General features: G+C 69.9%; 26 protein-coding genes. 13 read left to right on the top strand and 13 right to left on the bottom strand.

What is annotated here, in order from left to right:
• Window positions 1-22: 22 nt before the first annotated feature.
• Window positions 23-1,186, bottom strand: coding sequence for a lactate 2-monooxygenase (locus tag ACGFI1_RS42120; protein ID WP_392793261.1), 1,164 nt, complete (start codon window positions 1,184-1,186; stop codon window positions 23-25).
• Window positions 1,187-1,334: 148 nt separating this feature from the next.
• Between ACGFI1_RS42120 and ACGFI1_RS42115 the strand changes: the two genes are divergently transcribed.
• Entirely contained in the window at window positions 1,335-3,827 is a 2,493-nt protein-coding gene (locus ACGFI1_RS42115) for a DNA gyrase/topoisomerase IV subunit A (protein ID WP_364549959.1), read from the top strand.
• Between the two features lie 31 nt (window positions 3,828-3,858).
• Here ACGFI1_RS42115 and ACGFI1_RS42110 read toward each other — a convergent pair whose 3' ends face one another.
• Window positions 3,859-4,350, bottom strand: a complete 492-nt coding sequence (locus ACGFI1_RS42110; RefSeq protein WP_392793259.1) for a hypothetical protein — start codon at window positions 4,348-4,350, stop codon at window positions 3,859-3,861.
• Between the two features lie 9 nt (window positions 4,351-4,359).
• Window positions 4,360-4,551: a hypothetical protein gene (locus ACGFI1_RS42105; RefSeq protein WP_392793258.1), complete on the bottom strand. Its 192-nt coding sequence runs from the start codon at window positions 4,549-4,551 to the stop codon at window positions 4,360-4,362.
• A gap of 260 nt (window positions 4,552-4,811) precedes the next feature.
• On the opposite strand from ACGFI1_RS42105, the gene ACGFI1_RS42100 reads away from it, so the two are divergent.
• The 3 genes from ACGFI1_RS42100 to ACGFI1_RS42090 are packed head-to-tail and all read left to right on the top strand — an operon-like array spanning window position 4,812 to window position 6,427.
• Window positions 4,812-5,726, top strand: coding sequence for a helix-turn-helix domain-containing protein (locus ACGFI1_RS42100; protein WP_392793256.1), 915 nt, complete (start codon window positions 4,812-4,814; stop codon window positions 5,724-5,726).
• The gene (locus tag ACGFI1_RS42095; protein WP_386871025.1) at window positions 5,710-5,913 is read left to right on the top strand and encodes a DUF397 domain-containing protein; all 204 of its coding nucleotides are present in this window, start codon (window positions 5,710-5,712) and stop codon (window positions 5,911-5,913) included. The genes ACGFI1_RS42100 and ACGFI1_RS42095 overlap by 17 nt, the downstream gene beginning before the upstream one ends.
• A 49-nt stretch (window positions 5,914-5,962) precedes the next feature.
• A complete protein-coding gene (locus ACGFI1_RS42090; protein ID WP_392793255.1) occupies window positions 5,963-6,427 on the top strand; it encodes a DUF397 domain-containing protein in 465 nt (154 codons plus the stop codon).
• 39 nt (window positions 6,428-6,466) lie between these two features.
• On the opposite strand, the gene ACGFI1_RS42085 is transcribed toward ACGFI1_RS42090, so the two are convergent.
• A complete protein-coding gene (locus ACGFI1_RS42085) occupies window positions 6,467-6,877 on the bottom strand; it encodes a DUF4259 domain-containing protein (RefSeq protein ID WP_392793254.1) in 411 nt (136 codons plus the stop codon).
• A 59-nt stretch (window positions 6,878-6,936) separates the two neighbouring features.
• On the opposite strand from ACGFI1_RS42085, the gene ACGFI1_RS42080 reads away from it, so the two are divergent.
• The 4 genes from ACGFI1_RS42080 to ACGFI1_RS42065 all read left to right on the top strand — a co-directional run bounded on the left by ACGFI1_RS42080 (window position 6,937) and on the right by ACGFI1_RS42065 (window position 9,113).
• Window positions 6,937-7,410 carry a hypothetical protein gene (locus tag ACGFI1_RS42080; protein WP_392793253.1) on the top strand — a complete coding sequence of 158 codons (474 nt, stop codon included), beginning with the start codon at window positions 6,937-6,939 and terminating at the stop codon, window positions 7,408-7,410.
• A 70-nt stretch (window positions 7,411-7,480) separates the two neighbouring features.
• Window positions 7,481-8,368 (top strand): alpha/beta fold hydrolase, encoded by an 888-nt coding sequence (locus ACGFI1_RS42075; protein ID WP_392793252.1) that lies wholly within the window; start codon window positions 7,481-7,483, stop codon window positions 8,366-8,368.
• Window positions 8,369-8,435: 67 nt separating this feature from the next.
• Window positions 8,436-8,843 carry an SDR family NAD(P)-dependent oxidoreductase gene (locus ACGFI1_RS42070; RefSeq protein ID WP_387074311.1) on the top strand — a complete coding sequence of 136 codons (408 nt, stop codon included), beginning with the start codon at window positions 8,436-8,438 and terminating at the stop codon, window positions 8,841-8,843.
• 9 nt (window positions 8,844-8,852) lie between these two features.
• Complete coding sequence (locus ACGFI1_RS42065) at window positions 8,853-9,113, top strand: hypothetical protein (protein WP_387074314.1); 261 nt, start codon at window positions 8,853-8,855, stop codon at window positions 9,111-9,113.
• Between the two features lie 41 nt (window positions 9,114-9,154).
• On the opposite strand, the gene ACGFI1_RS42060 is transcribed toward ACGFI1_RS42065, so the two are convergent.
• A complete protein-coding gene (locus tag ACGFI1_RS42060) occupies window positions 9,155-10,348 on the bottom strand; it encodes an RNA-guided endonuclease InsQ/TnpB family protein (RefSeq protein ID WP_392737562.1) in 1,194 nt (397 codons plus the stop codon).
• A 208-nt stretch (window positions 10,349-10,556) separates the two neighbouring features.
• Window positions 10,557-11,102, bottom strand: a complete 546-nt coding sequence (locus ACGFI1_RS42055; protein ID WP_392793251.1) for a flavoprotein — start codon at window positions 11,100-11,102, stop codon at window positions 10,557-10,559.
• Window positions 11,103-11,209: 107 nt separating this feature from the next.
• Between ACGFI1_RS42055 and ACGFI1_RS42050 the strand changes: the two genes are divergently transcribed.
• Both ACGFI1_RS42050 and ACGFI1_RS42045 read left to right on the top strand, forming a co-directional pair.
• On the top strand, window positions 11,210-12,049 hold the full coding sequence (locus ACGFI1_RS42050) for an alpha/beta fold hydrolase (RefSeq protein ID WP_392793250.1): 840 nt from the start codon (window positions 11,210-11,212) through the stop codon (window positions 12,047-12,049).
• Entirely contained in the window at window positions 12,042-12,605 is a 564-nt protein-coding gene (locus tag ACGFI1_RS42045) for a TetR-like C-terminal domain-containing protein (RefSeq protein WP_392793249.1), read from the top strand. Before ACGFI1_RS42050 ends, ACGFI1_RS42045 begins: the two co-directional genes overlap by 8 nt.
• A gap of 45 nt (window positions 12,606-12,650) precedes the next feature.
• Here the strand turns inward: ACGFI1_RS42045 and ACGFI1_RS42040 are convergent, their stop codons facing one another.
• The 6 genes from ACGFI1_RS42040 to ACGFI1_RS42015 form a co-directional block, all read right to left on the bottom strand.
• Window positions 12,651-13,097 (bottom strand): DUF6463 family protein, encoded by a 447-nt coding sequence (locus tag ACGFI1_RS42040; protein ID WP_392793248.1) that lies wholly within the window; start codon window positions 13,095-13,097, stop codon window positions 12,651-12,653.
• Between the two features lie 23 nt (window positions 13,098-13,120).
• Complete coding sequence (locus ACGFI1_RS42035) at window positions 13,121-13,657, bottom strand: TetR/AcrR family transcriptional regulator (protein ID WP_392793247.1); 537 nt, start codon at window positions 13,655-13,657, stop codon at window positions 13,121-13,123.
• A gap of 106 nt (window positions 13,658-13,763) precedes the next feature.
• Window positions 13,764-14,126 carry a nuclear transport factor 2 family protein gene (locus ACGFI1_RS42030; protein ID WP_392793245.1) on the bottom strand — a complete coding sequence of 121 codons (363 nt, stop codon included), beginning with the start codon at window positions 14,124-14,126 and terminating at the stop codon, window positions 13,764-13,766.
• Between the two features lie 93 nt (window positions 14,127-14,219).
• Window positions 14,220-14,561, bottom strand: coding sequence for a hypothetical protein (locus ACGFI1_RS42025; protein WP_386870999.1), 342 nt, complete (start codon window positions 14,559-14,561; stop codon window positions 14,220-14,222).
• A gap of 74 nt (window positions 14,562-14,635) precedes the next feature.
• Window positions 14,636-15,280: a response regulator gene (locus ACGFI1_RS42020; RefSeq protein WP_392793244.1), complete on the bottom strand. Its 645-nt coding sequence runs from the start codon at window positions 15,278-15,280 to the stop codon at window positions 14,636-14,638.
• Between the two features lie 11 nt (window positions 15,281-15,291).
• Entirely contained in the window at window positions 15,292-16,428 is a 1,137-nt protein-coding gene (locus tag ACGFI1_RS42015) for a sensor histidine kinase (protein WP_392793243.1), read from the bottom strand.
• A gap of 300 nt (window positions 16,429-16,728) precedes the next feature.
• Here ACGFI1_RS42015 and ACGFI1_RS42010 point away from each other — a divergent pair, with 300 nt between their 5' ends.
• Window positions 16,729-17,616, top strand: a complete 888-nt coding sequence (locus tag ACGFI1_RS42010) for a hypothetical protein (RefSeq protein WP_386870993.1) — start codon at window positions 16,729-16,731, stop codon at window positions 17,614-17,616.
• A 60-nt stretch (window positions 17,617-17,676) separates the two neighbouring features.
• Here the strand turns inward: ACGFI1_RS42010 and ACGFI1_RS42005 are convergent, their stop codons facing one another.
• A complete protein-coding gene (locus ACGFI1_RS42005; RefSeq protein WP_392793242.1) occupies window positions 17,677-19,767 on the bottom strand; it encodes a DNA gyrase/topoisomerase IV subunit B in 2,091 nt (696 codons plus the stop codon).
• Between the two features lie 248 nt (window positions 19,768-20,015).
• Here ACGFI1_RS42005 and ACGFI1_RS42000 point away from each other — a divergent pair, with 248 nt between their 5' ends.
• Entirely contained in the window at window positions 20,016-20,918 is a 903-nt protein-coding gene (locus ACGFI1_RS42000) for an ABC transporter ATP-binding protein (RefSeq protein ID WP_138636736.1), read from the top strand.
• Window positions 20,915-21,988, top strand: coding sequence for an ABC transporter permease (locus tag ACGFI1_RS41995; protein WP_386870988.1), 1,074 nt, complete (start codon window positions 20,915-20,917; stop codon window positions 21,986-21,988). Before ACGFI1_RS42000 ends, ACGFI1_RS41995 begins: the two co-directional genes overlap by 4 nt.
• The last annotated feature ends 117 nt before the right edge of the window (window positions 21,989-22,105 follow it).

Raw genomic sequence — 22,105 nt, 5'->3', positions numbered from 1 at the left:
GTCCCACCCGCCTCGCGCGGTCCTACGCGCGCACGAGGATGTCCTTGGTGAGCCCGTCCAGAGAGCTGATCCCCGAGAGAGTCATGGTCAGCTCCAGTTCCGCCTGGAGGCAGCGCAGTACGTGCTGTACCCCCGCCTGACCGGCCAGGCCCAGCCCATAGGCGTACGGGCGCGCGACAAGCACGGCCTTGGCACCGAGCGCCAGCGCCTTGGCGATGTCGGCGCCCGTCCGGATTCCGCTGTCGAATATCACGGTCGCCTGGTCGTGGACGGCCTCGACCACGCCCGGCAGTGCGTCCAGTGAGGCGATGGCCCCGTCGACCTGGCGTCCGCCATGGTTGGAGACGATGACGGCGTCCATGCCGGCGTCCACGGCCTGGCGGGCGTCGTCGGGATGCTGGATGCCCTTGAGCGCGATGGGCCCGTCCCAGTGGTCGCGCAGGAAGATGAGGTCGTCCCACGTCAGGCTGGGGTTCCCGAAGTTGGCGACCCAGTGCAGGATCGCCATGTCGCGGTTCTCCTTCGTGACGGGCCCGCCCACGGCCTTCTGGAAGACCGGGTCACTGAAGTAGTTCGCGACACCGATCCCCCGCAGGAACGGCAGGTACGCCTGGTCGAGGTCGCGCGGGCGCCATGCCAGCGTGAACGTGTCGAGGGTGACGACGAGGGCCGTGTAACCGGCGGCCTTGGCCCGCTCCAGGAAGCTGACCGCAAGCTCCCTGTCCTTGGGCCAGTACAGCTGGTACCAGCGGGGGCCGTCACCGTTGGCCTCGGCCACGTCCTCGATGGAGTACGAGGACGCCGTGCTCAGCACCATCGGCACCTTCTCGGCCGCCGCCGCCCGCGCGACGGCCAGCTCACCGTCCGGATGGAAGATGGACTGGACGCCGATGGGCGCGAGCAGCACCGGCGACGGCATCGAGGTCCCCAGCACCTCCACCGACAGGTCCCGTTCGGCGACGTCCCGCAGCATGCGCGGCACGATCCGCCACTGGTCGAAGGCCGCCCGGTTGGCGCGGGCCGTCGCCTCGCTGCCCGCCGACCCCGCCACGTAGCCGAACGCCTGCGCCGACAGCGCGCGCTCCGCGAGGCCCTCCAGCTTCGTCAGATCGGTCGGCAGCGTCGGGACGACGTCACCGAGCCCCTGCAGATAGATCGAGTTCTGGAAGTCGGCCAGCCCGCTCAAAGGAACCTCCACCTGGGGATATCGGTACCGTCGGTCCTCAAGATGCCAGGTTCGGCAAGGTGACGGAACGGCATAGATCCCCCGAGTTGGACGGCGCACCCGGTGGGGCGGGCGAAAGATGTCCCCGGGACCGGCCACAATGTGGGGCATGGCACGACGCGGATCCCAAGCCCCTCCACCTCCGCCCGACTTTGAAGAGAACATCGTCGACGTCGATGTCTCCGACGAGATGCGCGGCAGTTTCCTCGAGTACGCCTACTCGGTCATCTACCAGCGGGCGCTCCCCGACGCACGCGACGGCATGAAGCCCGTCCAGCGCCGGATCCTGTACTCGATGAACGAGATGGGCCTCCGCCCCGACCGCGGCCACGTCAAGTGCGCCCGCGTCGTCGGGGAGGTGATGGGCAAGCTGCACCCGCACGGCGACAGCGCGATCTACGACGCGATGGTGCGGATGGCGCAGCCGTGGGCGATGCGGATGCCGCTCGTGGACGGCCACGGCAACTTCGGTTCGCTCGGCGGCGACGACATGCCCGCCGCCATGCGGTACACCGAGGCCCGCATGTCCCGCGAGGCCATGCTGATGGTCGCGTCGATCGACGAGGACACGGTCGACTTCCGCCCCAACTACGACGGGCAGGAGCAGGAGCCGGAGGTGCTCCCGGCCGCGTTCCCGAACCTGCTGGTGAACGGCGCGTCCGGCATCGCGGTCGGCATGGCCACGAACATGGCGCCGCACAACCTCGGCGAGGTCATCTCGGCGGCCCGGCACCTGATCGACCACCCGGACGCCTCCCTCGAAGACCTGATGCGCTTCGTCCCCGGCCCCGACCTGCCCACCGGCGGCCGGATCGTCGGCCTGGACGGCATCCGCGACGCCTACGAGCGCGGCCGGGGGACGTTCCGCACCCGCGCCACCGTCTCCATCGAGAACGTCACGGCCCGCCGCAAGGGCATCGTCGTCAGCGAACTCCCGTACGCCGTCGGGCCCGAGCGCGTCAAGGCCAAGATCAAGGAACTGGTCAACGCCAAGAAGATCCAGGGCATCTCGGACCTGAAGGACCTCACCGACCGCAATGTCGGCCTCCGCCTGGTCATCGAGATCAAGAACGGCTTCAACCCGGAGGCCGTCCTCGCCGACCTCTACCGGCTCACGCCGATGGAGGAGACGTTCGGCATCAACAACGTCGCCCTGGTCGACGGCCAGCCCCGCACCCTCGGCCTCCGCGACATGCTGCAGGTCTACGTCGACCACCGCATCGAGGTCGTCCGGCGGCGCTCGATGTTCCGCCGCAAGAAGCGCGAGGACCGCCTCCACCTGGTGGACGGCCTGCTCGTGGCGCTGCTGAACATCGACGAGGTCATCCAGGTCATCCGGCAGAGCGACGACGCCGCCCAGGCCAAGCAGCGCCTCATGCAGATCTTCGAGCTGTCGGAGATCCAGGCGCAGTACATCCTGGACACCCCGCTCCGCCGCCTCACCCGCTACGACCGGCTCGAGTTGGAGAAGGAGAAGGAGCAGCTCGCCAAGGAGATCGCGAAGCTGACCGCGATCCTCGAATCCGAGCGGAAGCTCCGCGGCGTGGTCTCCAGGGAGCTCGGCGACGTCGCCAAGGAGTTCTCCACGCCCCGCCGCACGGTCCTCCTCGAATCCTCGGGCCACACCGCCGCCGCGGCCGTCCCCCTCGAGGTGGCGGACGACCCGTGCACGGTGCTGCTGTCGTCCACGGGCCTCCTGGCCCGCACGCACGACGCGTCGCCCCTTCCCGACAGCGGCCCCCGCGCCCAGCACGACGTGCTGACCTCGGTGGTCCCGGCGACGGCCCGCGGCCAGGTCGGCGCGGTGACGTCCCTCGGCCGGATGATCCGCATCGACGTCCTGGACCTCCCGACCCTGCCCCCCTCCGCGACACCCCCGTCCCTGGCAGGCGGGGCCCCGGTGGCCGAATACGTCGACCTGGAACCGGACGAAACGGTCGTTGGCATAGCCTCCGTCTCCGAAGAGGGCGGCGGCCTGGCGCTGGGCACCGCGCACGGCGTGGTCAAGCGAGTGGTCCCGGAGTTCCCGGCGAACCGCGACGAGTTCGAGGTCATCGGCCTGAAGGACGGCGACCGCGTGGTCGGCGCCGTGCAACTCCTCTCCGAAGAGCAGCACCTGGTCTTCATCACGACCGACGCCCAACTGCTGCACTTCGCCGCGTCCCTCGTCCGTCCGCAGGGTCGCGCGGCCGGCGGGATGGCGGGCATCAAGCTGGGCACCGGAGCGAGCGTCCTCTGGTTCGGCGCCCTGGACCCGTCCCGCGAGGCCCGCGTCATCACGGTCTCGGGCTCCTCGTCGGCCCTCCCCGGCACCCAGACGGGCGCGATCAAACTGGCCGACTTCGCCGACTTCCCGTCCAAGGGCCGCGCGACGGGCGGCGTCCGAGCCCACCGCTTCCTGAAGGGCGAGGACGTCCTGCTCCAGGCGTGGGCGGCCCCGACCCCCCTGCGAGCCGCCGCGGCCAACGGCAAGCCGGCGATGCTGAACGTCACGATGGGCCGCCGAGACGGCTCCGGCGAAAGGCTGGACACCCCCATCGTCTCCATCAGCGGCCCCATAGGCCCGGCCCCAGCAGCCGAAGAGGCGCCCCCCGAAGAATGACCAAAGAGGCCCCGGGACAACCCCGGGGCCTCTACTTCTTCACACTCCGGGCATCGAGATCCTCGTTGCACCGAACGATCTCCTCCGCCACCGCGACAACGTCACAAACCGGATGGAGGGCACCACCATCCGGCAGCGTGACGAAGAACGTCTCGTCCCGCACCCACACCGTGATCTCGGCCCGTACCGAGAGAACAGTCATCCGCCACCCTTCACCCAACTGCAGCGGCCCGATCCCCCGCGCGTCCAGCAACCGCCGCAACTCCCGAACCGCCTCAAGGCAGTCCCGGCGAGGCGGGCACCACGCCACCGTTGCGGGCAGCGCGAAGTACACGACCTTCCCCGACACCGGCACAGAGCCCAGCTGGGACCGGCTCCGATGCGCGCCCCACCGCCCCCGGTGCTCGACCGCCAGGGCGTTCACGAGCTCAAGCCCGCGCCCACCCTCGGCCTCGGGCGGCGGACGCAGGTTCGCCCCGGTCGGCACCGTCCCGCACCAGGCCGCGCAGTCGAAGACCCGCACCACGACCTCCTAGCCCTGCTTCCGCACGTAGATCTGCACCTCCGGCAGCCCCGCCGTCGGCATCGTCGGGAGCGGCCGCCCGCCCAGCGCGTGCACGAACACGTTGGTGGCCAACTCGGAGACCATCGTCACCGCGTCGTCCACCACCCCCTCGGGCAACCGCAGCGCCCCGAGCGTCTCCCCCACGGCCTCCCGCGCCACCCCGGCGCACCGAGCCTCCGGCGGCAACGCCCAAACCGCACACCCACCCGCCCGAACCACCCCGGCGGCGCTAGACGTATCCGACACCTCACCCCTCCGCGCTCTGCGACCAAGAGGCCACGCTCCGTGGCCATCACTGAGACGCATCGTGCTCCCAGGCACGGCGTGATCGCAAGTTAAAGCGAAAAATTCCATCTCACTGTCCGGCCGATCTTGAAGAATCGCCACCACGTGCGTAGCCGACACGGCACACTCAGTACATGCCTGAACGCCGTCCCACGATCCGCGAGCGCAAGCTCGCCGCCGAGCTGCGCCGCCTCCGCGAACGATCGACCATGCGGCTGGACCAGGTCGTCGCGGAACTCCAAGCAGCAGGTGAAGGACGTTGGTCCACCCCCAAGCTGTCCCGCATCGAGACGGCGGCCCAGGGAATCAAGACGTCGGACGTGAACCAGCTGTGCGACCTCTACGGCGTGACACCCGAGAAGCGCGAAACGCTACTTGCCCTGACCCGGACGGCACGGCAGCGCGGCTGGTGGGACGCCTACGCCGACACGATCCACACCGGCTACGCGTCCTACATCGAGCTGGAGTCCGAGGCCAAATCCCTTCGCTGCTACGACGCCCTCATCCTCAACGGTCTTCTGCAGACCACCGAGTACGCACGTGAAGTCATTCGAGTGGGCCTCATGCAATTCGCTCCAGCCACGGAGGTCGACCGACGCCTCGAGGTGCGAACGACTCGCCAGAACCTACTGCACGCGCGCGAACCTGAGCCGCTCCGCATCTGGTCGATCATCGACGAAGCAGCGCTCCGGCGCACCATCGGCGGTCCAGAGGTCATGGCTCGCCAGTGCCTCCATCTGATCGAACTTGCCGAGCAGCCGAACGTCATGCTCCAAGTACTGCCGTTCGCCGCAGGGGCCCATCCCGCCCCCACTGGCACGTTCGCCCACATGGCCTTCCCCGAACGGCACATGCCAGAGGTGATCTACCTCGACGGACTGACGAGCGCCCTCTACATCGAGGACGACAGTCAGGTCCACACCTACTCTCTGGCTTTCAACCAACTCGCCATGGCTGCACTCGGGGCCGACGAGTCACTGGAGCTGATCTCCCGGCTCGCCAGCGAGCTTCAAGTAGGGCATATTGGTACAAATGAGCACAAAAAGTGATCCGACCTCATGGGTTAGAAGTTCGTACTCGGCGCAAGGGGCAAACTGCGTCGAGGTCTCGACAAACGCGAGGACGTGCGCGGTACGCGACTCCAAGAACCCGACCGGCCCCGTCCTCACTTTCACTCCCGGTGCTTGGACGGCCTTGCTCCAAGCCGTCAAGACAGGAACCCACGACCTCCCCTGACCAGTATCGCCAGCGGCGGGGCCGCGGCCTTCTTCTGGAGGAGCTCCGGATGAGCAACGCGAAGTGGCAGGACGCGTCATGGCGCACAAGTAGCCACTCCCTGCCTGCCGGCACCGATTGCGTCGAAGTCGCTCAGGCCAGGGATGCGTGCGCGGTACGCGACTCCAAGAATCCGGTCGGCACCGTCCTCACCTTCGCTCCGCTGCTTGGGCGACCTTCCTCCAAGCCATCAAGGCAGGCGCCCATGACCTCCCTTGACAGGGTCGCCAGCGGCGGAACCGTGACGTTACCCCGGAGAAGCTGGATAAGCAGCTCGATGTGGCAAGACGCAGCCTGGCGCAAGAGCAGCTACTCGCAAGGTGGTGGTACCGAATGCGTAGAGATCGCGCAGGTCGGCAATAGCCGCGCGGTACGCGACTCCAAGAACCCGACCGGCCCCGTTCTTGCCTACTCGTCCGGCGAGTGGGCTGCCTTCCTTCAAGCCGTTAAGGCGGGCGCCCATGACCTTCCCTGACGTGGAGGGGTAGGTGGGAGGTCTGCGGTGGCTGTGGGATTAGTTCGGGTGGCTGGAAAACGTTAGGCGGAGTCGGGCGATCTCCGCTCGCCATTCCTCCGCGCCGCCGCTCTCGTCCCAGAGTCGTTCCAGCTCCGAGTGGGGGCCGATCACCCGATCTAGAGCCTTCAGCGCGAGAGGGCGCAGGTCGGCGGGCAGTTCCGGGATCTGCTCCTCCGGGCCGTAGATCGAGTCAACAGGCTGGCCACCGGGGCACTGCGCCGCGACCAGCGCGGCAGCGGCGACCGCCAGCACGCCTTCAGAACTGTCCACACAGGCGGCCTCGCCGGTCACGGCCTCCAGGGCTTCTCGGATCGCCGACGGACGCTCTTCCAAGGCCAACTCGTCCAGCTCCCCTGCGAAATCGGCGGCAGTGTCATTGCCGAACGGGCTGGCATCCCAAGTTTCCATGTCGGCCTCCAGGTCAGCGAGAAGAGCACCTTATCCGGATCGCGGGCATCATTTTCGGCGTGATGCGTCCGCTGCTCCTCCTCGACGTCGACGGGGTTCTCAACCCCTACGGCTACAGCCGTCGCCCGGCCGGTTACACCGAACACGAACTGTTCGCCGAGGACGACGAAGCCGTCCTGGTGAACCCGGAGCACGGCATCTGGATCAGCGAACTCGTTCGCGTTTACGACGTCACGTGGGCGACGGCCTGGAACCACGACGCCAACCGGCTCTTGGCGCCCTTGCTCGGCATCCCGCCGCTTCCCGTTCTCGCCATGCCGTCCATCCCGTTTCACCCCTGCGAGAAGGTTCTGCTCGTTGACCGGCTGGCCCAGCTCCGGCCCGCTGCTTGGATCGATGATCTTCACACTCCGGAGGCCCGTGCGTGGGCCTCCGGGCGTGGTGAGCCCACCTTGCTCGTCACCATCGATCCCTCGACAGGCCTCACTCGCCGGTCGGTCGATCGAGCCCTCGGGTGGGCCGTGGATCTTTGACGCCGAGAGTGTCAGTCGGTGCCGTTAGCGTGCCGGGTACGTCCTCTCCCTAGTTCAGGAGTCGTTGCAGATGGCGGAGCAGATGGTCGCAGTGGACGGTGTCGAGATCTGCGCGGAGTCCTTTGGCGATCCTGGAGATGCGCCCATCCTGCTCATCATGGGGATCGGCGCGTCGATGCTGTGGTGGGACGAGGACTTCTGTCGGCGGCTCGCGGACGGTGGACGCTTCGTCATCCGCTACGACCACCGGGACACAGGGCGTTCCACCACCTACGACGTGGGCCGCCCCGGGTATACGGGCTCGGATCTCGTCAATGATGCCGCCCGTGTGCTCGACGCCTACGGCATCCCAGCCGCACACGTCGTGGGGGTGTCTGCGGGCGGTGCGTTCGGGCAGTTGCTCGCGCTCGACCATCCACAGCGCGTCCTCTCACTGGTGCTCATCAGCACCACCCGCGCGGTGCCAGGCGGCCGGGAGCTACCGCCCCCGACCGAGGAGTTCGGACGCTTCGTCTCGACCGCGCAGGTCGACTGGTCCGACACCGGCTCGGTGATCGACTACCTCGTCGGCTACCAGGTCATGCTCGCGGGCACCGAGCGTCCGCCGGACGAGGCCGCTGTGCGGGATCTGGTCCGCCGTGACGTGGAGCGGGCCCGCGACATCAGGGCGGTCCAGAACCACAATGCGATCCCCGAGGACGATCGCCACTGGGGGCCGCTGTCATCGATAGCGGCGCCCACTCTCGTCATTCACGGCACAGCGGATCCGTTGTTCCCGTTGGAGCACGGCGTGGCCCTGGCCGAGGAGATTCCAGGCGCCGACTTCGTGCCGCTCAAGGGCGCCGGCCACGGGCTCGACCGCGCCGATTGGGAGGCCATCGGAGGGTTGATTCTCGATCATACGAGGGGCAATCGTGGTGGCGGGGATTCCTCGATTCGTGCAAGGGATGGCTTCTGAGTCGTTCAGCTCCATATGCCGGACGGGTCCCGGGGAGGACTGGGCTCCAACCGTGGAAGCTTGATAAATGACGTCACACGGTTCGAAGACCTGGCTCATCACCGGCGCTTCGCCCGGCATCGGGCGCGAACTCACTGAGCAGTTCCTCGCCGGTGGAGACCGCGTAGCCGCGACTCTGCGAAGGCCCGAGCAACTGGACGACCCGGCCGCCGAGTACGGCAACCGGCTGTGGCGGCACCGGCTCGACGTCACCGACACCGCTCAGCTCGACGCGGTGGTCGGCAAGGCGTTCGCCGATCTCGGGCAGATCGACGTGGTCATCTCGAACGCCGGCTTCGGCGTCCTCGGGGTCGCCAAGGACCTGGGCGACCACCAGGTGGAGCGGTCAATCGCCACGAACCTGACGGCGTCCATCCACCGCGCATGGCGCGTCGTCCCGCACCTGCGCGAACAGGGCGGCGGGGTGCTCGTGTAGATGTCCCGCATGGGCGGGCACTTCGCGTTCCTGAAGTTCGGCATCTACCACGCAACGAAATGGGGCATCGAGAGCTACTTCGAAGCCTTGGCGCGAGAAGTCCAGCCCTTCGGCATCAAGACGATGCTGGTCGAGCCCGCGGACACCCCTCCCCCGCCGGTCGAGGACATGCCCGCCAGCCAGTCCGGTGTCGCGCACCGACGATCGAGGCCGCGCTCTCCGCCGCTGCGGCTGCTGCTCAACTCAACTCCGACGCCTACGAGAACTTGACGTCCTCCCCCGTCTGAAGGCAGGGGATTCCAACCCGTCCGCTAGACAGAGCGGAGAGCGGGTTGAGGTTCGCGGTTCGCCGGCCGGGCCAACGCCCCGCCTCCCCGCGCGGCCACCGTGCGCCCCACGGCGGTGTCTCGAATGTTGCAGGCGGCGTTGACGTCGGCGTTGACCCGATGCCCGCAGGCGACGCACCGGAACACCGCTTGGCTCTCACGGTTGCCCGGGGCGCGATGCCCGCAGGTGTTGCAGGTCTGCGACGTGTACGCCGGGTTCACCCGGACGACGCGTCCGGGTGCTTTGTGTTCGAGTCGGGCGGCGAGCCGGGCCCACCCGCTGGCCAAGATCGAGCGGTTGAGACCGGCCTTCTGCCGGACGTTCGTGCCGGGGGCGTCGATCGTGCCCTTGGCGGAGCGGGTCATGCCCCGCACGTTGAGGTCCTCGACCGCGATCACGTCGAAGCGGCGCGCCAGATCGGTAGAGGTCTTCTCCACCCAATCCTTGCGGCGGTCGGTCTCGCGGGCGCGGAGCCGGGCGATGGCGGCCTTGACGCGGGCGCGGCGGTTCGACCCCCGGCGGGCGCGGGCCAGACGCCGCAGCAGCCGTTTCAGCTGCTTGGCCTCGGCATCGGTCAGGCCCGGCACGGCGCGGGTCTCCCCGGTCGACAACGCGGCGGACACCGCCACGCCCCGGTCGACGCCGACGGCTTCGCCGTTGCCGGGCGCGGGCACCGGATTGGGCACGTGCGCGAACGCGACATGCCACCGCCCGGCCCGGTCGCGGGCCACTCGGAACGACTTCACCCCGTCGGGCACGGCCCTCGACCACCGGAACCGAACCCACCCCACCTTCGGGACCCGCACCTCACCGGTACGGCGGGACAGGCGCCGCACGTCCCCGGGTTTGACCGCGACGATCCGGAACCCCTCGTGCAGCCCGGCTTTGCGCCAGGTGGGACGCCGGTGCGAGCCGCCGAAGAAGTTGCTCATCGCCTGCGCGAAGTCCTTGAGCGCCTGCTGCTGCACAATGATCGACCCGGCCGCCAGCCACGGATTCGCGGCACGGGCCTCGGTCAACTGGCGGCATTGCACCGCGAATCCCGGGGCGGAGCCGCGTCGGGGCGTCCACCACGCGTGCTGTTCCACGGCCAGGTTCCACACGTACCGGGCGTGCGAGCAGTGCTCCAGCAACCCCGCCTCCTGGACAGGGGTCGGGCACAGCCGGTACCGGGACATGCCCGCAACATACCGAGAGCCACCGACAAAACCCGGACGGTCACCGTGTCGCACGGTGCCGCGTTTCCTCCCCGCCCTCAAGGGCCGGGCATCCACGCTGCAGGTGTCTGGTGACGTCCGCGCTCCGTGAGCCGCTCGCCGCGTTCGAGGCCCGTCGCGACGCGGCCTACGCCGCCGACACCGAGGTCACCCCCTAGCCGTTCGGCCCTCAGCCCAGGCGGGAGCGGAGCTCGGCGAGGCTCTGCCGGATTTCGGACCACGGGAAGACGCCCCTGAGGTCGTCACCTGAATCGGGGGTCGGCAGGCGGGCCGCGTCCAGCACGACGGTGACGCCCCAGTCGCGCAGTTCGGCGACGCTGCGGACGAAGACGGGATGGCGGGCGAGGGCCTCGTTGGGCCACGGCGCCGCGACGATGGGACGCCCCGAGCCGACACCCTCATTGAGCAGGCCGAGTGCCAGGGTGTCGCTGATCCCGTGCGCCCACTTGTTGACGGTGTTGAACGTCGCCGGCACCACGGCGAACGCGTCGGCGGGCGGCAGGACGTCGGGCTCGTCGGGCTGCTTGTACTGCGAGCGGACGGGAAAGCCCGTCAGCTCCGCCAGCCGGTCGGCGTCCAGGAACTTCATGCCGGACGGTGTGGAGACCACGCAGACCGTCCACCCGTCTCCTTGGAGTTCCTCGACGAAGGGCGGGAGTTCCGCGGCGGGGCGCCCGCCGCAGGCGATCAGGTAGAGCACCGGGTCCTTGGCCACTCCCCCACCCTGCCATGGCGAGAACCGACCGCCGTTGGTCTCGTGCTTGACAGAGTCAGCTAACCGCATTAGCTTTTAGCTAACACAGTTAGCCAACGGAGGACGCCATGACCGAGTACCTGACCATCGACGGCGGGACGATCGCTTACGAGGTGACAGGGGACGGTCCGCTGATCGTCCTCGCGCACGGGGTGGGCGACAGCCGCGACGCCTTCCGCGCCGTGGTCCCGTCGCTGGTCGAGGCCGGCCACCGGGTCGCCGCGGTCGACCTGCGCGGCTGCGGCGAGTCCAGCGTCGACTGGCCGGAGTGGAGCCGCACCGCCATCGCCGGCGACCTGCTCGCCCTGATCCGCCACCTGGGCGGCCCGGCCGTCATCGTCGGACACTCGGTCTCCGGCGGCGCCGCCACCATCGCCGCGGCCCTGGAGCCCTCGCTGGTCACCGCCGTCGTCGAGCTGGCGCCGTTCACCCGCAAGCAGTCGCCCAGCCTCGGCGGCATGCTGAAGGTGAAGCGCTACCGGCGCGGCATGATGCGGCTGCTCGGCACGGCCATGTTCGGCAGCCTGCCGCTCTGGCGCGCCTACCTCGACGTGGCCTACCCCGGCCGGAGGCCGGCCGACTGGGCCGAGCGGCTCGGCCGGATCGAGTCCCTGCTGCGCGAGCCGGGCCGGATGAAGGCCATGCAGGCCATGGGCCGCAGCGCCCCGACCGACGCCGGCGCGCAGCTCGGCAACGTCCGCTGCCCGGTCCTGGTCGTGATGGGCACGCTCGACCCCGACTGGGCCGACCCGCGCGCCGAGGGCACCGCCGTCGTCGCGGACCTGCCGTCCGGCCTCGGCCGCCTGGAGATGATCGACGGCGCCGGGCACTACCCGCACGACCAGTTCCCCGAGCAGGTCGTCTCGCTCGTGCTCGACTTCCTCCGCTCGGACGCCGCCCGTGCCTAGGGCCGGTCTGGACCCGGCGGCCGTCGTCGCGGCCGGCGCCGCCCTCGCCGACGAGGTCGGCCTCGCCAACGTGACCATGGGCATGCTGGCCGAGCGGCTGGGCGTGCGCACGCCGTCCCTGTACAAGCACGTGAAGGGCCAGGAGGACCTCAACCGCCGCATCGCGGCCCTGGCGCTGGGCGAGGCGGCCGAGGCCGTCGGCGGCGCGGTCCAGGGGTACGCGGGCCGCGACGCCCTGGAGGCCGCGGCGCGCGCCTTCCGCGGGTTCGTCGTGGCGCACCCCGGCCGGTACGCCGCGACGATAGGCGTCGAACCGTCCGGATCGGACGATCCGCTGGCCGCCGCGGGGCAGCGGCTGCTCAGCGCGTTCTCGGCGGTCCTGCGCGGCTACGAGATCAAGGAGGCGGACACGAACCACGCCCTGCGCATGCTCCGCAGCCTCTGCCACGGTTTCGCCACCTTGGAAGCGGCCAACGGTTTCCAATGGAGCACCGACATCGACGAGAGCTTCGCATGGCTGATCGCCTTCGCCGACCGGGGCCTGCGCACCTTGTGAGGACGTCCGCCGCCCTGGAACGCGGTGCGTCGGCACCAGCGAAACCTACGAGCGGCCGAGCGGGGTGGTGGTCTCCTCTTTCGGGGCCGGTCCCGCTGAGCCCGTCTGTGACGCGGTCCGACGGGTGGCGGCCAGGGAGAGTGCTCCGACGACCAGCAGGGCCCAGCCGCCCGAGGCGGGTTCCAGCACCGAGACCAGCGCGCCGAGGACGAGCAGGAGCCATCCGGCCTCGGCGGGCACCGTGCCCGTGGCGATCAGGGATCGCCTGACGAGCAGCCCCAGGCCGAAGAGCGCCACGCCGCACAGCAGGAACCAGGAGGCCGTCAACCGGGCGTCGTCGCCGGCGACGGTGTTCCACAGGCCCTCCGAGACGATGCCGCGCCAGTGGGAGCGGTCGGAGCCGAGCCCCACCAGCACGTGGAGGACGGCGATCGCGAGGATCAGCCGCGGTGTCCAGCGGCTGAGGGCGGCGGGGCGCGGCTCTCGCGTCATGACGGCCTCTTCTCTCGTCCGGTTCACTTCGCGGCGTCCAGGAGCGGGAACAGCAGGTCGTAGATGGCGTGCTTCTCGGCGGCGGGAAGGGGCGGCATCAGATGCGCGCCGCCGATCAGGACCACGTAGAGCAGTTCGGCCATCCGGTCGGGAGAGGCGTGGCCGGCATCGCGGCAGAGGCCGCGCAGGTACGCGAGGCGGGTCGCGTCCACACGCCGCTGCGTCGCCGCCGCCTGCGGGTCCTGCTTCGCCCAGGCCCGCACGGCGATCTCCAGGTCCGGGCCGGCGTCGCTGATCGCCTCCCGCGCGAGGCGCTCCAGTTTCTCCCGCGCGGACGGACCGGCGGTCTCCTCCACCACATCGATGAGCGCGGTGGTGTAGCGCTCCTCGTAGTGGGCGAGGAGCCGCGCCCGGAACTTCGACATCGAGCCGAAGTGGTGGTAGAAGGCGCCCTTCGACAGGTTCATGCGCTCGCACATCTGCTGGAGGGTCACCGCCGGGGCGCCCTGCTCGGCGAGCAGAACGAGCCCCTCGTCCAGCCAGGCTCCGGAGTCCACCATGCCCCACCTCCATACCAAAAGGTTTGGTATGGAGCGTAACACCCGTGATCATCGGTCCGGGGACCGGGTCGGTCAGATCACGGGCGCTGTGGGGGCGCGGGCGAGGTCAGGTCTCGATGTCGTCGGGGCCCCAGTGGGCGTCCATGCGGGCGATCTTGCCGTCCGCGTCGAAGGTCATGACGTCGATGGCGCGCACGCGCATGCCGGGGACGTCGATGGTGAAGGCCATCGCGGCGCGGTCGCCGTGGGAGCCGCGGATGGGGGCGTCCAGCGTGAGCTTGGCGCCGCTGGCGACGGCGTTCGTGTAGAACTCCTCGATGGCGGCGCGGCCGGTGATCTCGGGGTGGCCGACCGGGTCCTCGATGACGGCGTCGTCGGCGTAGAGGCCGGTCACGGTCGCGACGTCGGCGGCGTTGAAGGCGTCCACGTAGGTCTGGAGCGCCTGCTTCATGTGTTCCTGGGACGGCATGCGGCGGAGTTTACCAAGCGTTCGCTTGGTCTCCTTGGGGCGCCGATGTAATTACACCGGCGAATGACAGCGGCGGAATCACATCTGATCGAGTTACGCCGGGGTGCTTTCCGTCTCGGCGGGGCGGGGCTGCAGGCCGCGTTCGGCGGAGGCGGCAAGGGCCTCCAGCAGGTCGGCCGGGCCGCCGGTGTCGTCGTCGTAGTGCCAGCCGCGGATGATCTCCTCGCCCTCGACGCCCGGGTTGAAGCGGCCCAGGGCGAAGCAGCCGGCGATGGCCATCCGGACGATGACGCGGGAGCTCTCGTCCAGGTGCGCCACATAGGCGGCCGCGTCGATGAGGCCGATCGCGGCGCGGGCGTTGCGAGGGCCGGGCCGGTCGATACGCCATTGCGCGTAAGGACGCAGGTAGTCCGCGATCATGCAGGTTCTCAGCACGGTCCTCATCGTGGGGCCGCGGCGACACGCCGGTGCCGGGTTTGACCGATGCCTTGCCGGACGATGACCGAGGATCAGCCGGTCAGGCCGTTGCGGTAGGCGTAGGTGACGGCCTGGGCGCGGTCGCGGAGGTTCGCCTTGGCGAACAGGTTGTTGATGTGGGTCTTCACGGTGGCCTCGGAGATGAACAGGTCGCCCGCGATCTCGGCGTTGGAGCGGCCCTGGGCGATCAGGGTCAGGACCTCGGCCTCGCGGCGGGTCAGGCCGTCGGGCAGGCCGGCGCGGCGGGGGCGCTCGCCCGCGGCGACGGCCTCGACCAGGCGGCGCTGGACGGCCGGGTCGAGCTGGGACGCGCCGTCGCGGACGGCGTCGACGGCGCGGGCGATCTCGTCGGCGCCGGCGTCCTTGGTGAGGTAGCCGCGGGCGCCGGCGCGCAGCGCGGCGAAGATCGAGTCGTCGTCGGCGTAGGTGGTGAGGACGACGATCCCGACCTCGGGATGGGCCTGCTTGATACGGCGGGTCGCCTCGACCCCGTCCATGCGCGGCATCCGCAGGTCCATCAGGACGACGTCGGGCCGCAGCTCGTCGACCAGCGCGACCGCCTGCTCACCGTCGCCGCAGGCGCCGGCGACGTCGATGCCGGGGAGCAGTTCGAGGAGCAGGACGAGGCCCTCGCGCACCACGGTCTGGTCGTCGACGATCAGGATTCTCGTGCCCACCGCGTCTCCCGTCACGCCGGAACCTGGAGGGACACACGGAACCCCGTGCCGTCCGGACCGGTGTCCAGGGTGCCATCGATCAGTTCGGCGCGCTCCCGCATGCCGACGAGGCCGTATCCCCCGCCGCCCAGCTCGATGACCGATTCGGTGCCGCCGCTGTCGGTCACTTCGAGTTCCACCTTGTCGGGCAGGTAGCGCAGGGTGACCTGTGCGCGCGCGCCGGGGGCGTGTTTGCGGACGTTAGTAAGCGCCTCCTGCGCGGTGCGGACGACCGCCAGGCCGGCTTGGGGTGAGAGTTCGCGCGGCACACCGGTCACTTGCACGTCGCAAGGACGGCCCGTGCTCGCGTAGAACTCCTCGGCGAGTTCGGCCAGCACCTCTTTGGGCTCCGGTATCTCTCCGCGGAGGGTGGCAAGGGCACGTCTTGTCTCCTCCAGGCCGGAGCGGGCGAGGTTCCGCGCGCGCTCTACGCGGTCCAGGGCCTGGACACGGTCACCGTCCCGCGAGAGGAGCAGCCTCGCGCCCTCCAGGTGGACGATCTGCGCCGACAGCGAGTGCGCGAGGATGTCGTGGATCTCGCGGGCGATGCGCGACCGTTCGGCGAGGACGGCGTTGGCCGCCTCGGCCCTCCGGCTGGCCTCCTGCGCGGCGGCGCCCTGGCGGCTGGCGACGGCGCCCAGCGTGAGGCCGGCGAACGCCGACATCAGGCCGAGGTCGGCCCCGCCCTGCCGGAACGCCTCCCCCAGAACGGCGATCGTGGCGACCGTCAGCGCGCTCACCGCGATGCCCGCCGGCAGCGGCAGCCGCAGGAGCAGCACCCACAGGCCGGCCATGCAGAAGAAGAACCCGCCGCCGGCGTGCGGCGCGATCGCGTACAGCGCCATCGCCGCCGCCACGGACAGCAGCAGGAGGGCGAGCCCCGGCCTCCGCAGGCGCGAGCCGTCCCAGCGGTCCAGCACGAGCCCGGCCCCGAGCAGGGCGAACATCACCGCGTTGAGGACGACGAGGGCCAGGCCGTCGCCGTGCAGGGCCGGAGCGGGGTCCCCGTGCAGCAGCCCCCGGATGTACGCGATCAGGCCCCACATCGCGAGCATGCCGACGATGAGCAGCCGGATGAGCCGCTCCGGTGCCACCACCTTGCCGTTCACGGTCCGACGGTAGCCCGTGCGAACCGGGCGGGCAGGCCCGCGCGGAGGGCCGGCGGCAGGGGGGCTGGAGGAACGTGGTCCCGCGTGTGCATGCCCTGACGCTAGGTGCCCGCGGCTCCCGCGCGGATCGGCGCACGGCTGTAGACCCGCTCTCCACCCCCGGGTGGAGGCGCCGGAACCTGGCCGCATGTGGCCGAGTTAGCGATCTTGCTATTAGACACGATCTTGTTTTTGAATCGTGGTTCCTTGCGTGGACCGCTCCAACGAGCCGTCCCCGCAGCATCCCCCGAGAAAGGCTCCATGCCTGTGAAACTCCTCTCCCGCGCCGCCCTCGCGGCGGCGCCCGTCGGCCTCGCGCTCGGACTGGCCGCGGCCCCCGCCCAGGCCGCCGCGCCGCAGGCCCCCGGCACCGCCCCGCTCGCGGCCCCGCAGGACCTGCCGCCGGACGTGCCGAAGTTCGACTTCGCCAAGCAGTGCCCGCCGCTGCCCGCCGGGCAGGACCCCGCCCTCGCGACCTGCCTGCAGCTGGTCGTGACCGGCGGCTCGATGAAGCTCGGCGGTCTCACCCAGGAGATCACCCAGCCGATGCGGACCGTCATCCAGGCGGTCCAGCCGTCCTGGTCGGACCCGGCCGAGTACACCAGCGTGAAGATGACCGGCAAGCCGATGACGGTCCCCGGCGGCGTCCTCGGGCTGCTCGGCTTCCCGATCGCCGGCTGGGACGGCCTGCCCTACAACAAGGTGCAGGTCCAGGCGAAGTACGCGGGCGGGTTCGACTTCAACCTCCCGACGACCGCGATCAACCTGAAGATCAAGCTGATCAACGACGCGATCGGCAACGGCTGCTTCATCGGATCGAACAAGGACCCGCTGAAGCTCAACCTCGGCATCGACTTCAACAAGATCACGGTCGTGACGGAGGGCGACTACACCGACCCGTTCAACAACCCGCCCATCCTGCAGATGCCGACCGAGGACACCTCCTTCGCGGTGCCGAAGACCAGCGGCTGCGGCATCTTCGGCCCGGTGATCGACTGGAAGGCCGGGCTGCCGTCGGCGTCCGGTAACAACGCGGCGTCGTTCCAGCTCTACATGGCCACCGCGCCGTACCAGTCGGCGAACGCCCTGACCGCCCGGAGCGCGCCGGACCCCGTCCAGACGTTCCGCAACCTCAAGATCGGCGACTGATCCACGTCGTCACGGGGCCGTCCACCACGGGAACGGCCCCGCCCCCCGCCACCGCGCCGGTCAGGCGTCGATGCGCTCGACGTCGAGCTCGGTGGCGCCGGCGGTGATGAACGCCCGGCGCGGCGCGACCTCGCTGCCCATCAGCAGCTCGAACACCTTCGCCGCCTCCTCCGCGTCCTCGATGCGGACGCGCCGGAGCACCCGGTGCCGGGGGTCGAGCGTGGTCTCCGCGAGCTGGTCGGCGTCCATCTCACCGAGGCCCTTGTACCGCTGGATCGGCTCCTTCCAGCGCTGGCCCTTGCGCTCCAGCTCGACGAGCCGCTTGCGCAGCTCGGCGTCGGAGTAGGTGTAGATGTACTTGTCCTGGCCCTTCTTCGGCTTGATCAGCTCGATGCGGTGCAGCGGCGGGACGGCGGAGAACACCCGCCCGGCCTCCAGCATCGGCCGCATGTAGCGGTGGAAGAGCGTGAGCAGCAGGGTGCGGATGTGCGCGCCGTCGACATCGGCGTCGGCGAGGATCACGACGCGGCCGTAGCGGGCCGCCTCCACGTCGAAGGTGCGGCCCGAACCGGCGCCGAGCACCTGGATGATCGCGGCGCACTCGGCGTTCTTCAGCACGTCCGCGACGGACGCCTTCTGCACGTTGAGGATCTTGCCGCGGATCGGCAGCAGCGCCTGGAACTCGGAGTTGCGGGCGAGCTTGGCGGTGCCGAGCGCCGAGTCGCCCTCGACGATGAACAGCTCGCTGCGGTCGTCGGTGGTGCGGCAGTCGACGAGCTTGGCCGGCAGCGCCGAGTTCTCCAGGGCGTTCTTGCGCCGCTGGTTGTCGCGCTGGGTGCGGGCGGCGATGCGGGTCTTGGCCGCGCCGACGACCTTCTCCAGGACGGCCCGGAGCGGCTGCTTCTGCCCGCGCGACGGGTTCTCGAAGACGGCGCGCAGCTCGCGGAGGACGACCTGGGACACGATGCGGGTCGCCGCGGACGTGCCGAGGACCTCCTTGGTCTGGCCCTCGAACTGCGGTTCCGGCAGCCGGACGGTCACCACCGCGGTGAGGCCTTCCAGGACGTCCTCCTTGATGACGTCCTCATCGCCGTTCTTCAGCAGCTTGGTCGCGCGGAGTTGCTCGTTGAGCACCTTCAGCACGGCGCGGTCGAAGCCCCGCACGTGGGTGCCGCCCTTCGAGGTGGCGATGACGTTGACGAACGACTTGGTGATCGTGTCGTAGCCGGTGCCCCAGCGCAGCGCGATGTCGACCTCGAGGTCGCGCTCGACGTCGGTGGGGGTCAGGTGGCCCTGGTCGTCCAGGACGGGGACGGTCTCGGTGAAGTGGCCGCGGCCCCGCAGCCGCAGCACGTCGACGAGCGGGGCGTCCTTGGCCAGGTAGGTGCAGAACTCGCTGATGCCGCCGTCGAACCGGAACGTCTCGTCGACGACCTCCTCGCCGCGCTCGTCGCGGACGTCGATGGTGAGGCCGGGGATGAGGAACGCGGTCTGCCGCATCCGGTCGAGGACGAGCTCCTGCTCGACCGTGGCGTCCTTCAGGAAGATCTGGAGGTCGGGCCAGAACCGGACACGGGTGCCGGTGGTCTTCTTGGCGACCTTGCGGACCTGCCGCAGCCCCGACTTCTTCTTGAACCGGGCGTTGGGCCGCCCCTCGTCGGCGAACTCGCCGGGAAGCCCGCGCCGGAAGCTGATCGCGTGGGTGTACCCGTCGCGGTCGACCTCCACGTCCAGCCGCGCCGAGAGGGCGTTGACCACGGACGCCCCCACGCCGTGGAGCCCGCCGGACGCGGTGTAGGAGACGCCGCCGAACTTGCCGCCCGCGTGCAGCCGCGTCATGACCAGCTCGACGCCCGGCAGCCCCGTCTTGGGCTCCAGGTCGACCGGGATGCCGCGGCCGTTGTCGCCCACCTCGAAGGAGCCGTCGGCGTGGAGCGTCACGCTGATGTGGGTGCAGTAGCCGGCGAGGGCCTCGTCGACGCAGTTGTCGACGATCTCCCACAGGCAGTGGGCGAGGCCCCTGCTGTCGGTCGACCCGACGTACATGCCGGGCCGTTTCCGGACGGCCTCCAGCCCCTCCAGCACCGACAGGTGCCGTGCGGAGTAGCCGTGCGGGTCTTCTGTTGTCGCTTCGGCGGTCGCGGCGGTCAACGTGCGTGCGCTCCTCGGGGGTAGGACGGTCGGCAGCAGGGTACCCCCGGGCGCCGACATTGCGGCCGGAGGCTCGCCGCCGCGGGCGTTCCGTGCGTCCCGGCCGCGGTCGCGCGCCGGTCCCCCGGGCGGCTCGCCGCGCGGCCGCGCCGCGGCCCGCCGGGCGTGCCCCGCCCTCCACTTCTAGACCTTAACGTCCACCTTTAGGTGGGTGTGCGGTAGACGCTCCGGTCCTTACTGTCCTCTGCATGGTGCAAACGATCGAGGCCACGGGCCTCCGTAAACGCTACGGGGACGTCCGGGCCGTGGACGGGGTGACGTTCGGGGTCGAGGAGGGCGAGTTCTTCGGCATCCTCGGCCCGAACGGCGCGGGGAAGACGACGACGCTGGAGATCATCGAGGGGCTGCGCGAGGCGGACGAGGGGGACGTCTCGGTGCTCGGGCTCTCCCCGTGGCCGCGCAACCCGAAGCTGCTGCCCAGGATCGGCGTCCAGCTCCAGGCGTCGTCGTTCTTCGAGCGGCTGACCACCCGCGAGCAGTTGCAGACGTTCGGCTCCCTCTACGGCGTCCCCGCAGCGAAGGCCGACGCGATGATGGAGCTGGTGGGGCTGGCCGACAAGGCCGACGTCCGGGTGGAGAAGCTGTCGGGCGGGCAGGCTCAGCGCCTATCCATCGCGTGCGCGCTCGTGCACGATCCGGAACTGGTGTTCCTGGACGAGCCCACCGCCGCCCTGGACCCGCAGGCCCGCCGCAACCTCTGGGACCTGCTGCGCCAGATCAACACCGAGGGCCGCACGGTGGTGCTGACCACGCACTACATGGACGAGGCCGAGATCCTCTGCGACCGCGTCGCCATCATGGACGCGGGCAGGATCCTGCGGCTCGGCCCGCCGGCGGTGCTGGTGCGCGGCCTGGACGCCCCCGCGCGCATCAGCGTGGCCAGCGGCATGCTCGGCGTGGACGACGCCCGACTCCTGCCGGGCGCGGACGAGGCCGCCGACGACGGCGTCTCGCTGACCATCTCCACGCGCGACCCCTCGGCCGTGGTCGCGGCCATGGCGGCCAAGAACGCCCTGGACGGCGTCCAGATCCGCGGCGCCACCCTTGAGGACGTCTTCCTGGACCTCACCGGACGGGAGTACCGGGCGTGAGCACCTACCAGAGCTTCAAGAGCCTGTCCCGGGCGATGCTCCTCGGCTTCAGGCGGGACCGGACCGCGCTGTTCTTCACCGTGCTGTTCCCCCTGATGTTCCTGGTCATCTTCGGTGGCATCTTCGGTCACCAGACGACGTCGAAGGTCACGGTTCTGGAGGTCGGCAAGGCACCGATCCTGGACGGCGCCGTCACGCAGGGGGCCGACCAGCTCGCCAAGGTCCTGAAGGTCACCAGGACGTCCGACCGCGCCGCCGCGCTGCGCAAGGTGGAGAAGGGCGACGCGGACGCCGTCGTCGAGCAGCGCGGGACCGAGCTGGTCGTGCACTACTCGGCCACCGACCAGGTCAAGTCGGGGACGGTGCGGGGGCTGATGGACTCCATCGTCCAGTCGGCCAACCAGGCGGCGACCGGTAAGCCGCCCGCCTACACGCTGGCCACGCAGCAGGTGGAGGACGACTCGCTCAAGGCCATCCAGTTCTTCACGCCGAGCCTGCTCGGCTGGGCGCTGGCCTCGGCGGGCGTCTTCGGGGCCTCCCAGACGCTGGTGACGTGGCGGACCAAGGGCATCTTGCGCCGACTCCAGCTCTCCCCTGCCCCGATACCCACCGTGTTCGCCGCGCGTGTCGCGGTCAGCCTGGCCATCGCGCTGGTGCAGTTCGCCTTGTTCGTGCTGGTGGCGCAACTGCCGATGTTCGGGCTGAAGCTCAGCGGCGCCTGGTGGATGGCCATCCCGATGGTGATAGCGGGCGTGCTGGCCTTCTTGTCGATCGGGATGCTGATCGGCGCGTGGGCCAAGACGCAGGAGACCGCCCAGGCGGTGACACAGCTGGTCGTACTGCCCATGGCGTTCCTGGGCGGGTCCTTCTTCCCGCTGGACGCGTCACCGGGCTGGATGAAGGCGCTGTCCTACATCTTCCCGCTGAGGTATCTCAACGAAGGGATGCTCAACGTGATGGGACGCGGGCTCGGCCCGTCCTCTGCACTGCCCCAAATCGCCGTTCTGCTGGGGGTTGCGGTGGTCGGCGCGTTGATCGCCGTGCGCCTGTTCCGATGGGACGACGCCTAATGTGACCTCGGTCACTTATTGGGCCATTCTGCTGTGGGCGTACGGAGAAGCAGGTTGGGAACGCCAGCGTCGGGTTAGATGTTGTCCTAAGTACCGACCCCGAGCATGAGGAAGGTG

The organism is Actinomadura geliboluensis (assembly GCF_043197915.1).
Taxonomy (GTDB): domain Bacteria; phylum Actinomycetota; class Actinomycetes; order Streptosporangiales; family Streptosporangiaceae; genus Spirillospora; species Spirillospora geliboluensis.
Note: the sequence above shows the minus strand (reverse complement) of the source record. Positions and strands in the feature narration are given on the sequence as shown.

What these genes read in the sequence shown, in the direction of transcription:
- ACGFI1_RS42115 (WP_364549959.1), top strand. Translation starts at nt 1,335, where the DNA reads ATGGCACGACGCGGATCCCAAGCCCCTCCACCTCCGCCCGACTTTGAA.
- ACGFI1_RS42100 (WP_392793256.1), top strand. Translation starts at nt 4,812, where the DNA reads ATGCCTGAACGCCGTCCCACGATCCGCGAGCGCAAGCTCGCCGCCGAG.
- ACGFI1_RS42095 (WP_386871025.1), top strand. Translation starts at nt 5,710, where the DNA reads ATGAGCACAAAAAGTGATCCGACCTCATGGGTTAGAAGTTCGTACTCG.
- ACGFI1_RS42090 (WP_392793255.1), top strand. Translation starts at nt 5,963, where the DNA reads ATGAGCAACGCGAAGTGGCAGGACGCGTCATGGCGCACAAGTAGCCAC.
- ACGFI1_RS42085 (WP_392793254.1), bottom strand. Translation starts at nt 6,877, where the DNA reads ATGGAAACTTGGGATGCCAGCCCGTTCGGCAATGACACTGCCGCCGAT.
- ACGFI1_RS42075 (WP_392793252.1), top strand. Translation starts at nt 7,481, where the DNA reads ATGGCGGAGCAGATGGTCGCAGTGGACGGTGTCGAGATCTGCGCGGAG.
- ACGFI1_RS42070 (WP_387074311.1), top strand. Translation starts at nt 8,436, where the DNA reads ATGACGTCACACGGTTCGAAGACCTGGCTCATCACCGGCGCTTCGCCC.
- ACGFI1_RS42065 (WP_387074314.1), top strand. Translation starts at nt 8,853, where the DNA reads ATGGGCGGGCACTTCGCGTTCCTGAAGTTCGGCATCTACCACGCAACG.
- ACGFI1_RS42060 (WP_392737562.1), bottom strand. Translation starts at nt 10,348, where the DNA reads ATGTCCCGGTACCGGCTGTGCCCGACCCCTGTCCAGGAGGCGGGGTTG.
- ACGFI1_RS42050 (WP_392793250.1), top strand. Translation starts at nt 11,210, where the DNA reads ATGACCGAGTACCTGACCATCGACGGCGGGACGATCGCTTACGAGGTG.
- ACGFI1_RS42040 (WP_392793248.1), bottom strand. Translation starts at nt 13,097, where the DNA reads ATGACGCGAGAGCCGCGCCCCGCCGCCCTCAGCCGCTGGACACCGCGG.
- ACGFI1_RS42035 (WP_392793247.1), bottom strand. Translation starts at nt 13,657, where the DNA reads ATGGTGGACTCCGGAGCCTGGCTGGACGAGGGGCTCGTTCTGCTCGCC.
- ACGFI1_RS42030 (WP_392793245.1), bottom strand. Translation starts at nt 14,126, where the DNA reads ATGCCGTCCCAGGAACACATGAAGCAGGCGCTCCAGACCTACGTGGAC.
- ACGFI1_RS42010 (WP_386870993.1), top strand. Translation starts at nt 16,729, where the DNA reads ATGCCTGTGAAACTCCTCTCCCGCGCCGCCCTCGCGGCGGCGCCCGTC.
- ACGFI1_RS42000 (WP_138636736.1), top strand. Translation starts at nt 20,016, where the DNA reads ATGGTGCAAACGATCGAGGCCACGGGCCTCCGTAAACGCTACGGGGAC.